17 protein-coding genes and 1 pseudogene are annotated in these 13,748 nt (G+C 68.6%); 10 read left to right on the top strand and 8 right to left on the bottom strand.

Features of this window, described 5'->3' with window-relative positions; all coding sequences use genetic code 11:
- The first annotated feature begins 330 nt into the window (after window positions 1-330).
- From ABZZ17_RS20030 to ABZZ17_RS20020, 3 genes are all read left to right on the top strand, one after another.
- Window positions 331-1,035, top strand: a complete 705-nt coding sequence (locus tag ABZZ17_RS20030; RefSeq protein WP_356877638.1) for a tRNA-dependent cyclodipeptide synthase — start codon at window positions 331-333, stop codon at window positions 1,033-1,035.
- Entirely contained in the window at window positions 1,032-2,252 is a 1,221-nt protein-coding gene (locus ABZZ17_RS20025; protein WP_356877637.1) for a cytochrome P450, read from the top strand. Before ABZZ17_RS20030 ends, ABZZ17_RS20025 begins: the two co-directional genes overlap by 4 nt.
- 195 nt (window positions 2,253-2,447) lie before the next feature.
- Window positions 2,448-2,879, top strand: coding sequence for a hypothetical protein (locus ABZZ17_RS20020; protein ID WP_356877636.1), 432 nt, complete (start codon window positions 2,448-2,450; stop codon window positions 2,877-2,879).
- Between the two features lie 389 nt (window positions 2,880-3,268).
- On the opposite strand, the pseudogene ABZZ17_RS20015 reads toward ABZZ17_RS20020, so the two are convergent.
- From ABZZ17_RS20015 to ABZZ17_RS20005, 3 genes and pseudogenes are all read right to left on the bottom strand, one after another.
- Window positions 3,269-3,636, bottom strand: a pseudogene (locus tag ABZZ17_RS20015) (transposase family protein); the annotation flags it as partial.
- Between the two features lie 46 nt (window positions 3,637-3,682).
- Window positions 3,683-4,108 (bottom strand): SMI1/KNR4 family protein, encoded by a 426-nt coding sequence (locus tag ABZZ17_RS20010; RefSeq protein WP_356877635.1) that lies wholly within the window; start codon window positions 4,106-4,108, stop codon window positions 3,683-3,685.
- Window positions 4,109-4,272: 164 nt separating this feature from the next.
- Window positions 4,273-4,623, bottom strand: a complete 351-nt coding sequence (locus ABZZ17_RS20005) for a hypothetical protein (RefSeq protein ID WP_356877634.1) — start codon at window positions 4,621-4,623, stop codon at window positions 4,273-4,275.
- Between the two features lie 1,140 nt (window positions 4,624-5,763).
- Between ABZZ17_RS20005 and ABZZ17_RS20000 the strand changes: the two genes are divergently transcribed.
- Window positions 5,764-6,240, top strand: a complete 477-nt coding sequence (locus ABZZ17_RS20000) for a hypothetical protein (RefSeq protein ID WP_356877633.1) — start codon at window positions 5,764-5,766, stop codon at window positions 6,238-6,240.
- Between the two features lie 79 nt (window positions 6,241-6,319).
- On the opposite strand, the gene ABZZ17_RS19995 is transcribed toward ABZZ17_RS20000, so the two are convergent.
- Window positions 6,320-6,823 (bottom strand): hypothetical protein, encoded by a 504-nt coding sequence (locus ABZZ17_RS19995; protein ID WP_356877632.1) that lies wholly within the window; start codon window positions 6,821-6,823, stop codon window positions 6,320-6,322.
- Window positions 6,824-7,623: 800 nt separating this feature from the next.
- Between ABZZ17_RS19995 and ABZZ17_RS19990 the strand changes: the two genes are divergently transcribed.
- Window positions 7,624-7,797 carry a CsbD family protein gene (locus tag ABZZ17_RS19990; protein WP_356877631.1) on the top strand — a complete coding sequence of 58 codons (174 nt, stop codon included), beginning with the start codon at window positions 7,624-7,626 and terminating at the stop codon, window positions 7,795-7,797.
- Between the two features lie 91 nt (window positions 7,798-7,888).
- Here the strand turns inward: ABZZ17_RS19990 and ABZZ17_RS19985 are convergent, their stop codons facing one another.
- Window positions 7,889-8,035, bottom strand: coding sequence for a hypothetical protein (locus ABZZ17_RS19985; protein WP_356877630.1), 147 nt, complete (start codon window positions 8,033-8,035; stop codon window positions 7,889-7,891).
- On the bottom strand, window positions 8,036-8,245 hold the full coding sequence (locus ABZZ17_RS19980) for a cold-shock protein (protein ID WP_356877629.1): 210 nt from the start codon (window positions 8,243-8,245) through the stop codon (window positions 8,036-8,038).
- A gap of 169 nt (window positions 8,246-8,414) precedes the next feature.
- Between ABZZ17_RS19980 and ABZZ17_RS19975 the strand changes: the two genes are divergently transcribed.
- Window positions 8,415-8,978: a DUF6886 family protein gene (locus ABZZ17_RS19975; RefSeq protein ID WP_356877628.1), complete on the top strand. Its 564-nt coding sequence runs from the start codon at window positions 8,415-8,417 to the stop codon at window positions 8,976-8,978.
- 47 nt (window positions 8,979-9,025) lie between these two features.
- Here the strand turns inward: ABZZ17_RS19975 and ABZZ17_RS19970 are convergent, their stop codons facing one another.
- Complete coding sequence (locus tag ABZZ17_RS19970; RefSeq protein ID WP_356877627.1) at window positions 9,026-10,156, bottom strand: GDSL-type esterase/lipase family protein; 1,131 nt, start codon at window positions 10,154-10,156, stop codon at window positions 9,026-9,028.
- A gap of 160 nt (window positions 10,157-10,316) precedes the next feature.
- On the opposite strand from ABZZ17_RS19970, the gene ABZZ17_RS19965 reads away from it, so the two are divergent.
- From ABZZ17_RS19965 to ABZZ17_RS19950, 4 genes are all read left to right on the top strand, one after another.
- Window positions 10,317-10,808, top strand: a complete 492-nt coding sequence (locus tag ABZZ17_RS19965; RefSeq protein WP_356877626.1) for a MarR family transcriptional regulator — start codon at window positions 10,317-10,319, stop codon at window positions 10,806-10,808.
- Window positions 10,809-10,918: 110 nt separating this feature from the next.
- The gene (locus tag ABZZ17_RS19960; protein WP_356877625.1) at window positions 10,919-11,158 is read left to right on the top strand and encodes a hypothetical protein; all 240 of its coding nucleotides are present in this window, start codon (window positions 10,919-10,921) and stop codon (window positions 11,156-11,158) included.
- A gap of 299 nt (window positions 11,159-11,457) precedes the next feature.
- Window positions 11,458-11,907 (top strand): SRPBCC family protein, encoded by a 450-nt coding sequence (locus ABZZ17_RS19955; protein ID WP_356877624.1) that lies wholly within the window; start codon window positions 11,458-11,460, stop codon window positions 11,905-11,907.
- Window positions 11,908-12,324: 417 nt separating this feature from the next.
- Entirely contained in the window at window positions 12,325-12,840 is a 516-nt protein-coding gene (locus ABZZ17_RS19950) for a hypothetical protein (RefSeq protein ID WP_356877623.1), read from the top strand.
- 132 nt (window positions 12,841-12,972) lie between these two features.
- Here ABZZ17_RS19950 and ABZZ17_RS19945 read toward each other — a convergent pair whose 3' ends face one another.
- On the bottom strand, window positions 12,973-13,341 hold the full coding sequence (locus tag ABZZ17_RS19945; protein WP_356877622.1) for a PRC-barrel domain-containing protein: 369 nt from the start codon (window positions 13,339-13,341) through the stop codon (window positions 12,973-12,975).
- Between the last annotated feature and the right edge of the window lie 407 nt (window positions 13,342-13,748).

The raw sequence follows: 13,748 nt of genomic DNA, 5'->3' as shown, positions 1-13,748 counted from the left end.
GCCCGGGCCGACGGTGCAGAGCCGCGGCCCGTCTGCCAGGTGGTCACCCGGGCGCGCCAGTCATCTCGGCGCTGACGAGGTGGAGGGCACAGGTTCGATTCTTCGGTGAATCCGGCCGCCCAGCATCGGCCGGCGACACCACCGCGGCCGGGGCCGGGCAGGGTGATCCTGTGCGGCCCCGCTGTCGCCTGATGGTGAGTCCGTACTCGGCCAAAGCCCTTCCGTTACCGTGTGTGTCAATGCCTTGCGGCTAGAGTGACGACTCCGCGGCGTTCACGCCGGCGGGCACGGGGCTCGTCCGGCAGCAGCACGCGGTGGAGGATCACGCGTGTGATCACAGCATCCCCGTCGATGGCCGACGCGTTCCGGGTGGAGCCCTACACGCGCCACTGCGAGGTCATCCGCGACGAGGGCGCGCACGTCGTGATCGGCGTCTCGCCCGGCAACAGCTACTTCTCCGCCCAGCGCCTGCACGACCTCGCCGCCTGGGGCCTGCACCACTACGACCAGGTGGACTTCGTCTACACCGACCTCCATGTGGCCGAGATGTACGAGGCGCACGGGTACGGCCCCGACGACGCCCGCAAGAAGGCGGCGAAGAACCTGCGGGGCCTGCGGGCGAAGTTGCGTGACGCCGCGTCGGCGGCGGGTCCGGCCCGGGCGCGGCTGCGCTGGCGTCCCGTGTCCGACTTCCGCACCAACACCGCCTACCGGGAGATCCACCGGCAGCTGAAGCACCGCCTGGAGACCGACGCCGACCTCGGCAGGGCCTGCGACGAGCTGGTGAGCCGGTTCCTCACCTCGGGAGGGCAGGGGGCGACCGACCGGCAGCGCGCGGTATGCCTGGAGTACGTGTGCGCCGAGGCACCGTTGTTCCTCGACACTCCCGCGATCATCGGCGTGCCGTCCTCGCTCAACTGCTACCACCGACTCCTACCGCTCGCGGAACTCCTCTACTCCCGGGGCGCCGGCCTGCGCGCCTCCCGCAACCAGGGCCACGCCATCGTCACCCCCGCCGAAGGAGCCCGCGCATGACCACGACCACCAACGGCCGGCCCCCGGCCGTCGGCAGCCACGACCTGCTCGACTTCCCGTTCTCCCGGGACGGCAGCCGGCTCCCCGATGAGCTGGCATCGCTGCGCGCGGCCACCCCGGTGCGACGGGTCCGCACGATCGCCGGGGACGAGGCGTGGCTGGTGTCCTCGTACCGGCTGTGCAAGCAGGTCCTCACGGACGACCGGTTCTCGCTGAAGGACACCTCAGCGCCGGGCGTGCCCCGGCAGTACGCCCTGACGATCCCGCCCGAGGTCGTCAACAACATGGGCAACATCACCGGTTCAGGGCTGCGCAGGGCGGTGCTGAAGGCGCTGAACCCGAAGGCGCCCGGACTGGTGCGGTGGCTGCGCCAGGAGGCGGGGCGGCTCGTCGACCGACTCGTCGAGGACGGCCCCACGGCCGACCTGCGCGGCGCGTTCTGCGAGCCGTACTCCGCCGGTCTACACTGCCGCATCCTCGGAATCCCGCAGAGCGAGGGCCCTGCGCTCCTGCGGAGCCTGGACATCGCGTTCATGAACTCCGCCTGCCCGATCGCCGGCGCGAAGATCAATTGGGACCGCGACATCGCCCGCATGACCGTCCTGCTGGACGATCCCGCCACCACCGGCCTCATGGGGGAACTCGCCGCCCTGCGTGACAACCCGGACTACGCGCACCTGACCGATGAGATGCTGGCCACCGTCGGCGTCACCATGTTCGGCGCCGGCACTGTCTCCACCTCCGGCTTCCTCACCATGGCTGTGGTGCACCTCCTCACCCACCGCACCACCTGGGACCTGCTGCGGGACCACCGCGACCTGATCGACGCGGGCGTGGAGGAACTGCTGCGGGTGAACCTTTCCATCGGTGACGCCCTTCCCCGGCTCGCACTCGCCGACGTGCGGCTCGGAGATGTCGACGTCAAACGGGGCGAGTTGATCCTGGTGCTGGTCGAGGGCGCGAACTTCGACCCGGAGACTTTCCCCGACCCCCACCGCTTCCGCCTGGACCGCGCCAATGCCGCCGACCACTTCTCCTTCGGCGGCGGCTCCCACTACTGTCCCGCCACCGCACTCGGACGCGTCCACGCCCGGATCGCCCTGGAGGCACTGCTGGACCGGCTGCCGGACCTCGAACTCGCCGTTCCAGTCAGCCAGTTGGTCTGGCGAACGGGCTTCATGAAGCGGATCCCCGAGCGGCTTCCGGTGATGTGGTAGCCGCTCGCCGCCCGCTGTGCAGGACTCCGGTGCGGGCGGCGATGCCTCGGCGCGCCGCTCCGTGGTGGGGAGGGCTTGCGGGGCGAGGGCGTCTGCTGCGGCGATGGCGGCCGAGGGATCTCCGGCGGTGTTCTCTGCCGAGATCAGGTGGAGCTGGACGGTGGCCCAGCTGAACCCGCCGTTGGTGTCCCTGAGGTGGGTGACGGCGCCGAGGCTGTCGGCGATGGCGGTGGCCTCGCTGGTCAGCTCACGCATGCCGGCCTGGTCGCGTTGGTGGGCGACGGTGTAGGCCGCGCACTGGACGAGCAGGCCGCGCTGGGCGATCCCGGCGTTTCCGAGTTCGCGCAGGGCCGGATCGTCGGCGGCGTTCAGGGCGAGAGCCAGGGCCTGGTCGTGCCGTCCCGCCTTTCGGGCGAGGACGGCCTGCTGGCGGGCCGCTTCGGCGACCGCGACGGGTACCCCGCCGGCGGCGGCGAACTGCCGGGCGCGGTCGGCTGCCGTCCAGCCGAGTTGCGGCTCGTCGAGCTTGACGAGGATGCGTGTCGCCAGGAGGTAGGCCTGTGCCAGCAGGGGGAAGTTGTCGCTGTGGGCCTGGTGCCCGGCGGAGATCAGGCGTGGAAGGCGTAGGGCGAGGCTGGAGTACGCGCAGTCGTTGAAGTCTGCCGTGGCGCGGTGCAGTTCTGCCGGGAGGCGGTCCGGGGGCGTGTCAGGGGGCGTGTCAGGGGCCGCGTGGCCGAGGCCCAGCATCGCGTCGCGCAGCCCCGCGACGAGCGTCTCGCCGAGTTGCGCCTCCTCGGTCTCGGCCGGGGTGGCGCCGGCGAGGGGGGCTCCCATCGCGGCCGCCGCGGTGACCGCCAGGTTCGCGAGCAGCTGCCTTCGCGTCCGCACCGGGTCCTCTCCGTCGTCGTGCCCTGAGGTTTTCAGGGTAGGGGCGGGCAGGCTGGGATACGGCCCGGTTCGCTGACTGCGTGGGTCCGGGTGGGCGCCCGTAGCTGGGGCGAGGCCGAGGTCCTGGGGGTGTCGGCGTCGATGACGACCTGGTGGTTGGCGGAGTACCGGTAGTTCTTGGACCGCTGGGCGATGGTGTGGTCGCGGGTGGGGGCCAGGGTGCCGTCCACGATGAGCACGGTGTCGTTGGCGAACCGCTTGCGGGGCTGGAGCGCGAGCATCGGACCGAGGTGGTCGATGGTCCGGTCCGCCGCCGAAGTGGACACATCGAACAGTGGAGCGAGCTGCCGCATGGTCAGGTTCGTGCGCCAGTAGGCCGCAAGCAGCAGGGCCCGATCCTTCAGCGGAAGGCTCCACGGCCGGCTCTGGCACGGGGGCTCAGCCCAGTGAACGGGGCTGTCCAGGACGGTTCCGACGCCGTGATCACACCAGCCACGCCGAGAGCATCTCATCGTTCCCCGGTGGCTCTACGAGCCGAGCTGTCAGAGCTTGATCTGCCCCGTCAGCCACCATTCAAGGTACTTGGCCAGGCTCGGTGCCACCCAGGTACGGCTGTCGTCCTCGTGGTTCCAGACGAAGACATCGGGCCGCCGCAGGCCAGGCAGAAGGGCGAACAGATCACCGTTGCCGGCGTCCGCGAAGAAGAGCAGCGGATCGAACGGCATGTAGAGGGTGGCGAGTTCACCGTCATCGCGAAGGGTCCGGTTCTCGGAGGCGATCCGCTCGGCGGACCAGATGAGCCCGTCTCCGTACTCACCCTCGATGCCGTCGCTCTCCCGGAGCACCGAAACCAGGTCCTCAGGCAGCGGATGCCCAAGGGACGAGGCGCAGCGGAGCAGCGCCGACTCTGACACCGGAGGCTGAAAGACCGCGGGCCCGGGAAGGGCCTCGACGAGTTCAATCCACACAGTTGATCCAACCTCTACGAGACGCGCCGGTGACCACGCCGGCTCAGCACTCCATCGGCGTGAGCCGACGCCGACCACTCGAGCGGCGCACCCGATCACCGGGTGAAGAGTATGACCCGGCTCGCCCTCCGCCTGATGCCGCACCGGACAAAACAGGACAGCCCCTAGCCCCTGGTACAGACCACCGTCACCAAGATGACGTCCTGGTTGGGTTGAAGATTCGGACGCTTGCTCTCGAAATCAGTGGGGCTCATCGCTGAACACCCACCCTTCTCCGAGTGCAGGAAGGTCTCCGAGCTTCGCTCTGAAGGCTTCCAGTCCCTAGCCGACAGCTCATCAAAGCCCCTCTTCAACGCGCCCAGAGAGGATTCCTTGTCATGCGGCGCAAACAGGGCGATCACCGTTTCCCCCTCCCTCTTCGGCTTCGGCTGATCCAGCTTGACTCCGGCGCCCAGCATCGCTTTCTTCACCTCCTCGGCCGCCTCCTGCGCCGAAGACCAACCCACAATCTGCACGGAAGGAGAACTCCCCGCACTGCCGCCACTGCCTCCACTGCCTCCACTGCCAGAAGTGGAAGGTGAAGTCTTAACGCCCTCACCACTGCCAGTACCGGATTCCGGCTTGTCGGACTCACCAGCACAACCGGCCACGAAGGCCGTAATCACGCAAAACGTCGCTATTGACCGAAGTCGCATAATTCCCCCACAGCCTCAACGGCCCATCTGTATTCAGTCAGAAGTTTCACACAACCCTCCAACCGAAAAACCACTGCCCCACACCGCACTCCGCACTCCGCACTCCACACCCGTTAACGCCTCTTCAACGAGCCGGCTCTACGAACCCGGCGCCCTGCGCTTCGTTCCGGACCAGTTCGGAGTTCCACTTCACTCCACCCCGAACAGCCCGCTCCGCAGGCCTGAGTGACCCCACTTCACGGGGTCCGGGCCTACAACCCACTGGGGCGGGTCCGCCCCGCTCCCCCACCCGGGCCCTTCCGGATCCGCCTCCAAGACCAGCACGGATGCCCTCGTCCGAGTGGCTTGATCAACTCCGCCGTGACACGCAAGGCATGCCCGTCGTACTCAAGTCCCCCACCGCAAACAGGAGACACACATGCTGCTGGCCCCCACCTTCCTCCCCGCCGCAGGCCTCATCGCTGACCTCCTCGCCTTCTTCCGCTAACGAAGACTCACCCCACGACAGCCGCAGAAAGGACGGCCGGTACCTCCACCGCAGGGGTACCGGCTGCCCTCATCTCCGCAGAGGCACGGTTGACAAGACACCCACCGGCGACGCGCACAAGACGAAGCTCTCAACGCTCACCCTGGCGGAGATCGACGGCGTTTCGGCCCTGACCCGCTCTTCTCAGGCGCACTGAACGCGCCTGAGTGAGTGACTGAGATCCGGGCTTGTCGCCGACGAGCGAGACCGCATGGTTCTACGCCCCGTGTACCACCAGCCGTACGGGTATTCCTGCGCGTGGAGTGAGGGGACGAGCCGGCCGGTGCGGGAACCTTTCCCCTCTTGGGGTGCCGGGGGGCGCCCGGCCCGCTCCGGATCGGGGCGAGGCTCACCCCCGGATGGCCGATATCGCAGGTCGGCGGGGGTTGGGAGGGTGCTCGCGTCAGTTCTCACCCGACCTCGGAGAGGTTCGCATGTCCCACCGTACGAAGCTGCGCGGAGCCATGATCGGCGCGTGCGCCGCGATGCTGCTGGCAGGTCCCAGCCTGCTGGTACTGCCCGCGCAGGCACACACCCACCAGCTGTCCGCCAGTACGGCCGCCCGGCCGTCGACCCGGGCGGAGACGTTCGTCAACGAGTTCGTCATCCACTACAAGGACGCGGTCCTGCAGCAGCAGAATGAGGGCAAGACTCCCGCCCAGGTACGGGAGGAGTACTTCACCAAGGAGTTCGACACCGCCCTCTACGCGTGGGAGGAGAAGAACCAGGACTCCAATGGCGTTTTCCGTCGGGGGGATACTCCGACGGGCTGGACGGTGAACCACGACAGTGCCACCGCGGAGAACGAGAAGGTCCTCGTGAAGTTCGTGTTCGAGGATGAAGGCACCAAGACGGTCATGTTCAACGTGCAACTCGCCACCCTGATGATCAGCGACATCCAGGACATGTAGCCCCGGCGAAACGCCCCCGACACGACTACGGGCAGCGTGGGTGGGCGGGCCGACCGGCCCGCCCACGCTGTTCCCGGTATCAGAGGGCGGGCCGGCTGATGGTGAAGTCGCCGAGCTTGTTCACGCCGGGCGTCGGGTCGGTCATCTTGCCGGTGATCTTGGTGACGCGGGTGCGAGATCCCAGCAGACTGGTGCTCTCACAGAGCACGCCCTTGCTGAACGCGATCCCGGTCGGCGAGCCGAACCGGATCGATCCCTTACCCAGGTTGTCGACGTCGAGGGTGAAGCTGGACGTGGTGGAGACGTCCTGGCCCGAGGGCAGGGTGACGTTGACCTGAAGGATGTTGCTGTTCGGCGCCTGCGAGGTGACGGTCACCGGGTACTTGCTGGTCACAGCGTCGACGGTGACCGACAGCTCGCCGGTGAACGGGACGGGCGGGGTCGTCGTGCCCGTGTAGTCGGAGATGGCACCGCCGCATGTGTTCGGCGTGACCAGGGCCACGGCCGGTGCTGCGGCACCGAGAGTCGTGACCGCCAGCGTGGTGGCGACGGCCGCCATGAAAGCGCGGGTGCGGTAGGTCATGGGAATCTCTCCTGGGTGAGTGGAGGCCAACCAGTTCGCCGTCCGGGCAGGAATTAGGTCTCCGCCGGATGCCAGTGACTGCCGGGGTGGCATGGGCGAGTTGCCTGCCGCCACAGAACGCGGGGCCGCCCGCACTACAGGCCCGGCAGATCCCCATGCGGCCCGTAAGACGAGAACGATCGAACACGACAGCGACGACTACCTGACCGACTAGAACATTTGCGCGGCAATCGCACAGACATGGCAACTTGAGCCGCGGCGTCATCCTGACAGCCCCCACAAGGCAATCCCGACCGCCACCCACAGCGTTCACTCGAACGCACATGCAGTATCGATTCTTCGCCTCACCCACCCCGCCGGCCCGCATGCCGCCTCGGCCAGCCCCGCCCATCGCGGGATGCACCGGCCACCTCCCGGCACCCACCCGTCCTCGAACTCGCAGCCGCCGCCCCCGGGCAGGCTCGCGCCCTTCTCACCCAAGCCCCGGGCGACGATGCGGCCGCCGATCCATCGTAGGGCGAGCACCGGATCCTCTGCCTGAGTGCCGGGGACTGCCCCGGACGACGGCCGCGGACAGATCCAGCCGCGCGAACAACCTCGCCCCGGCCACCGTCGTCCCGCCCGGGCCCGGAGGCGGCAAGACCGACCGCGCTCTCCTCCCCCGGTAGCAAGCTGGGCGAGAGAGAAGCCCCCCATGAGCCAAGGCGGGGCCTGTTGTTTCGCCGGCCCCGTTTACGAGGGCTTCCGGTGGTCATACGGGGTTGCGTAAGGCGTTTCCACCGAAGAGGGAGTGATCAGCTGTGTCTGGTGAGCAGAAGGCCGAGGCGAAGGGCGAGCAGGCTAAGGGCAAGCTCAAGGAGACCGCTGGCCGCCTGACGGGCAACGAGCGGCTGACCGCCGAGGGCCGCGCGGAGCAGGCCACGGGCGACGCCCGCGAGGCCAAGGAGAAGGTCAAGGACGTCTTCAAGCGCTGACCGGCATACGTCTGGGCCGGGACCGCAGGAGCGGTCCCGGCCCTTCAGCGCGAGAAGGCGGGTGGACGGTCGACCGGCAGCGACACCACGCCTACCTCGCCAGCTCCTCGCGGGCGGCGCCCGCCTTGAGGACGTCGTGCCCGGGGTCACCCTGCACGGCGAGGACGTCGGACGCCGGCTCGCCTCGCTCAGCCGGGGGCGGAGTGGGCGAGCGGTCCTCGGTGAGGGTGTTCAGCATCTATGCGAACTGAACCTCTTCGGCCTGCATGCCCTTCTGTCCCCGGGTGGCGACGAACGTGACGGCCTGCCCTTCCTTGAGGGTCTTGAAGCCGTCCGCCTGGATGGCCTTGAAGTGAACGAAGAGATCATCACCCGACTGGGGCGTGATGAACCCGTACCCCTTCTCGTCGTTGAACCACTTCACCGTTCCGCTCTGCCGATTGCTCACGCTTCCGCCGATCTTTCCGAGGAGGATCTACGCAGTCATCCCTGCCCACTCCCGGCCCCGGGGAAAACGCGCGTCCGTGCAGGGGCCGTCCGTCCCGGGATCGCACCCTGCGCTCCGCATTGATCGCGTACGGGTTGGGGGCATGCGGATCGGCTGGTAGAACCGGTTCATGCGTCCACAGGCCGGGGAAGTGCTGCACTTCTCGGAAGACCCGACGATCACCCTGTTCCGCCCGCACATCGCGGCCACCGCCCGGCATGCGGAGGCTGTCGTGTGGGCCGTTGACGCCGTGCAGGCTCCCGATTACTGGTTCCCCCGCGAGTGCCCCCGCGCCATGGCCTGGACCCTGCCCGCCACGGCCCCGGGCGACACGGAGCTCATCCTCGGCCCCGGCGGCGGCCGGCGGGTCCACGCGATCGAATACGGGTGGGTGGAGCGTCTCCTCAGTGTGGAGCTCTTCGCCTACCGCCTCCCCGCCGGCCCCTTCCGCCCCATCGGCGAACCCGTCCCCCACGCTTACGTGTGCACCAGCCCCGTCGAACCCCTGGGACCCGCCGAACCGGTCGGCGACCTGCTCCAACTACACCGGGACGCCGGGATCCAGCTCCGCGTCCTGGAAAACCTGTGGGACTTCTGGGACGCCGTCACCGCCAGCACCCTGGGCTTCGGAGGCATCCGCCTGCGCAACGCCCTCCCCCGCCGCGATCGAGCCGCAACCACCGGCCCGGAATGACTACGCCACACACGCAGGGGTCTAGCGGGGCGATGCGTGGCGTGGGTTCACAGGCGCAGGGTCGCGAGGTCGACGGCACCGGCCATGGCGTGTGCGCCCGCGTCGTTGAGGTGGAGGTGGTCACCGCTGTCGAGGTCAGCACGGATGAAGTCGGGCGCGTCGGGGTCCTGGACGGCGGCCGCGATGTCGGCCACGGAGTCGAATGCGGTGGAGGTGCGGATCCACGCGTTGACCTCGCGGCGTAGCTCCCGGCCTTCGGGGGTGTCGATGCCGGGGTAGATGGTGCCGGCGTAGGGGCCCATGGTCATGCCGATGGTGGCCAGGCGGGCCGAACGCGCGCGTTCGGCGAGTTCGGTGAAGCCCGCGATCAGGTCCGGCGCGCTGGCCGGGGGTTCGCCGGTCATGCCGGGCAGGCCCAAGTCGTTGAGGCCGAAGTGGAAGAGCACGTGGGTGGCGCCCGGCACCTGGAGTACATCGCGTTCAAGGCGGGCCAGGCCGCGCAGCCCGACCTCGTCGGTCAGCAGGCGGTTGCCGCCGATGCCCTGGTTGACGACCCAGCCCTTGCCGAGTCGACGGTTCAGTTGGTTGGGAAAGCGTTGGTTGGTACCGGTCGAGGTGCCGACCCCTTCGAACCATGAGTCGCCGAACGCGACGGCGACTGCCGTGCCCTCGGGAGCCAGGACGTCGACGCCGGTGACGTAGTAGCGGCCGTCGGCCTCTTCGGCCTGGGCGAAGTCCGCGGAGAGGGCGTTACCGGGCAGCACGTAGGCGTTCTGCGACGGGGTGTGGGAGTACGTCGCGAGACCGGTTTCCTCGGGCAGGTAGAGGGTCAACGCCAGATCGGTGCCGGCCGGCACCGCGAGGGCGATCGGGTCGCTGAGCAGGCGCTCGCCGGCGGGGATGGCCACCTCGGTTGCGCCGCCGAAGCGCAGTGCGGTGTCGGTGGTGGGATCGATGGCGCTGCCGCTGGTGCTGATGGCGAGCCGCGCCGCCTCGATGATCAGGGGTTTCTTGCCGTACTCGTTGCTGAACAGGATGCGCAGCGCTTCGCCGCCGCCGTCGAGGTGAAGGATCTGACGCAGCGTCTGGTCGTGGAACGCGCGGGAGGACTTGATCTGGATGCTCTCGTGGGGGCTGAGGACGGCGGAGCGGAAGGCGGCGGTCCATGTGAGCGTCATGGGAACTCCTGGTGCGGAACGGGGGTGGGAGGTGGGTGTCGGCGACACCCACGCTTTAGTTGCTGTGAGGAATATCCTCGCGGCAGGTAAAGATCTACCGTCTAGGTATTCCTCGCGTCAACTATCCGCGCGGCAAATGTTTTGAGCTAGGGTGAGCGCCATGCACCCCGACCTCTTCGACGACCCCCGACTGACGGCCGCCGGCCTCTTCTTCGAGGCTCACGACGGCCTGCTCACGCGTCTCGCGCCGACCCTGGAGAAGGCGGGCCTCTCGTCGTTGGACTTCGGCACGCTGACGCGGCTGAGCCGTTCCCCCGGGGGGCGGTTGCGGATGAGTGACCTGGCCACCCAGTCACTGTTGTCAACCAGTGGCGTCACGAGAGTGGTCGACCGCCTGGAACGCGGGGGCCTGGTACGCCGAGAGGCGAGTCCCGACGACCGACGCAGCACCTACGCCGTCCTCACCCCGGAAGGCGAGGGCCGGCTGCGCGGAGTGCTGTCCGACCACCTGGAGGAGATCGAGTACTGGTTCACGGGCCTCTTCACTTCCGAACAGCTGGATGAACTGGTCGCCCGCCTCCGGACGCTCCGCGACGCCGTGCATCCGAATGCCGCGACGAACACTGCCCCACCGCCCACTGCCGCACGGTGAGAAGCTCCCGGGGCGAGGCGGGAGGGGGACGCGGAGCGGGACGGGCATGGGCAACGGCAGTATCCGGGTGATCCCGGTGACCGACGCTCGCCCGCCTCGTTGCACCGGACATGAAGAAGATCATCACCATCGCCGCCGTCGCGCTCGCCGCGGCGGCCATGTCCGCGCCCGCCCACGCCGACAACGACGCCAACTTCGGCGGCGGCGTCAACGCCGCCAACAACTGGAACTTCACCGCAGCCGCCGTCTGCCTCCAGGAAGTCGCCGTCGTCCCCGTCCTCGGTGACTGGGTCGGAGACCACGCCAACAACTGCGCCAACGGCAACGTCATCGACCACAGCGGCCGATAGCCACAAGCCGCCCGTCGCGGAGACGGCCGCAGCCGGCAGGGCCCGCTGAGAGGTGAACTGCCAGCGGGCCCCTGCCGCGCTCGGCTGCACCCTCAGCAAGACCGTCAGGGTTTCGCCTGGTCCGCGACTGCTGGAGTCTGCCTGGTCCGGGAAGTGGGCTCGTTCGAGGAGTCACGAGCTGGTTGCCGGGGCAGGCGCGTGGTGAGCGGGCACGGATGCCGGTGCCTTTGCGGGAGCCGGACAGGCTTGAGAGCCCCCCGCTCCCGCCTCACCACAGCCCAGATCGAAGGAGACAGGCCATGTCACAGGTCAAGGAGTCCATCGAGGTCGACGTTCCCGTCCGTACGGCGTATGACCAGTGGACGCAGTTCGAGTCGTTCCCGGAGTTCATGGCCGGGGTAGAGCGGATCGAACAGCGCACGGACACGCTCACGCACTGGGTGACGAAGATCAGCGGTGTCGAGCGGGAGTTCGATGCGGAGATCACTGAGCAGATCCCGGATACCAAGGTGGCGTGGGTGACTGTCGGAGGCGACAGCGAGCAGTCCGGCCTGGTGACCTTCGAGCCCATCGACCCCACCCATACGCAGGTCACGCTGATGATGGACTTCGACCCCGAGGGGATGGCGGAGAACATCGGCGACAAGCTGGGCTTCGTCGACCGTCAGGTCAAGGGGGACCTGAAGCGCTTCAAGCACTTCATCGAGGACCGCGGTTCGGCCACCGGACAGTGGCGAGGCCAGGTCTGACAGCACTCGTCGTACCCCTTCGGCAGGGACCGGTTTTTTCCCGCTGGGGGGGGCGGCCGCCGCGCGGAACACCCGCGGGCGGCCGCCGGTGCGCTGGGCTTCCGCCATGGCTGTCAGCGTGAACGTTGCCCGATGCAGTCCGGCGCGTGGCCGCAGGCTCGGGCTCTCGGGCTCTCTTGCCGCCATTCGGAGCCCGTCCGTATCTCGCACGGGTGACCTGACGGACCGGCACCCCGCGCCGGAGGCACACATGTGCGATCTTCGTTCGTGCTTGCGAGGCAGTCGCGGCCCCCGTCCGCGCACCGGCTCGCGTGCCCTGGCTCGATGCCCCTCGTGGTCGCGTCGGGCCGGGGCTGTCACCCCGCATCACTCTCGAGCCGGACACTGCGGCCGGCCCTGACGGACGACGGAGCACACATGCGAACACTCACCTGGGCAGCACGAGGCGTGGCGGCGGTTTCGGGCGTGGTACTCGCCGGGACACTCCTTGTGCCCGCCGCGTCGGCGTACCAGGGCCCGGAGCCCAAGGCGCCGGTGACGGAGCCGGCCGCGGTTGAACAGAGCGTCGACGGCAAGTGCCAGACCTCCCGTGATGTCAGCTCGACGGTGGTGGACTTCGTTGCTTCCGGGCTCTTCGAGACGGTGTTCCGCTCGGCCACGGACAACCAGGGGCACGCGTTCCTCAACGACAGCCGCAACCCCGGTGTGTGGATCAACCTCGCACTGGTCCCCGGAGCCCCCCGCTGCGTGTACGACACCAGCGTTGCGGTCACTGAAGAGAATCCCGGGCACCTGTTCATCACGCTCCTCGCCAGCGACGGCACCCTCCACCAGGCCACCTGTGCCACCACCAGCGGCGCCCCCTTCACCCCGTCGAACCTGCCCACCGCCTGCGCACCCGGTTTCGCGGCCCTCCCTGACACCCCCGTATAGAAGCCCGCAGACGCCGGCCGTGACCGGGAGGCGGAGTACCCACGCACGGCCGGGCGAGCACGGGTCACGGTCAACGGTTTGGGCCCCGGCACCCTGTTGAGGGTGCCGGGGCCCAAACCGTTGGGGTGGGGGTCAGGCGGGGCGGCCGCCGAAGGGGGCGCCGGTGCCGTAGTAGGTGCCCAGTTCCTCGCGGTAGCCGGCGTCGCCGATGTGCTTGTCGCGGTGGAACTCGGGAGCGTCCTTGATCTGTTCCTTCGTCCGGTCGACGTAGACCTTCCGCTCGTCCGGGTCGATCCGCGCCACCGTGCTCGCCGGAAGCAGGACCTCCTTGCCGAAGATCCACACCCCGGTGTCCACGACGAGGTAGGCGTCACCGACCTCGTCGGAGTGCTTGTCGACCTTGCCGATGCTCCCGTCGGTCGCCTCGACCTTGTATCCGGTCAGGTCCGTACCGGCCAGGTGGCCCGCGGTCGACTTGTAACTCCACACATGCTCAGTCACGCGAAAACAACTCCTCCGGTAAATCGGGAGCAGCAAGGATACGAATATCCTCGCCGGCTCCCGTTCCTTCCGTACGACGTGTGCGGCGGGTGATGCGTTTTTGCGTTCCGCCTGGAACCCGCATGCCCCGCCCTTCCGGCTTCATTCATCCCGGATCTTTTTTCGGAGCCGGGACGGCCGTCGATCGTTGGAGGTGAGCAGGTCCCCTGCTGCGTCACGGCAGCCGTCCCGGTTACTCCCCCGGGTACCCCGGATATCCGATTTCACCCGGTACCGGAAACCCGTGTCCGTGCCCGGACATGGCGGTGGGGGGGTCCCCCCGAGGAGGGGAGGGGGGGGGGGGCCGGCCGGGAGGGGAGGAGGGAGTAGGGGGGGAGGGGGTGGGAGCAGTGTTTTTTGGTGAAGGA

It is taken from the genome of Streptomyces sp. NPDC006512 (assembly GCF_040611935.1).
Classification (GTDB): domain Bacteria; phylum Actinomycetota; class Actinomycetes; order Streptomycetales; family Streptomycetaceae; genus Streptomyces.
Note: the sequence above shows the minus strand (reverse complement) of the source record. Positions and strands in the feature narration are given on the sequence as shown.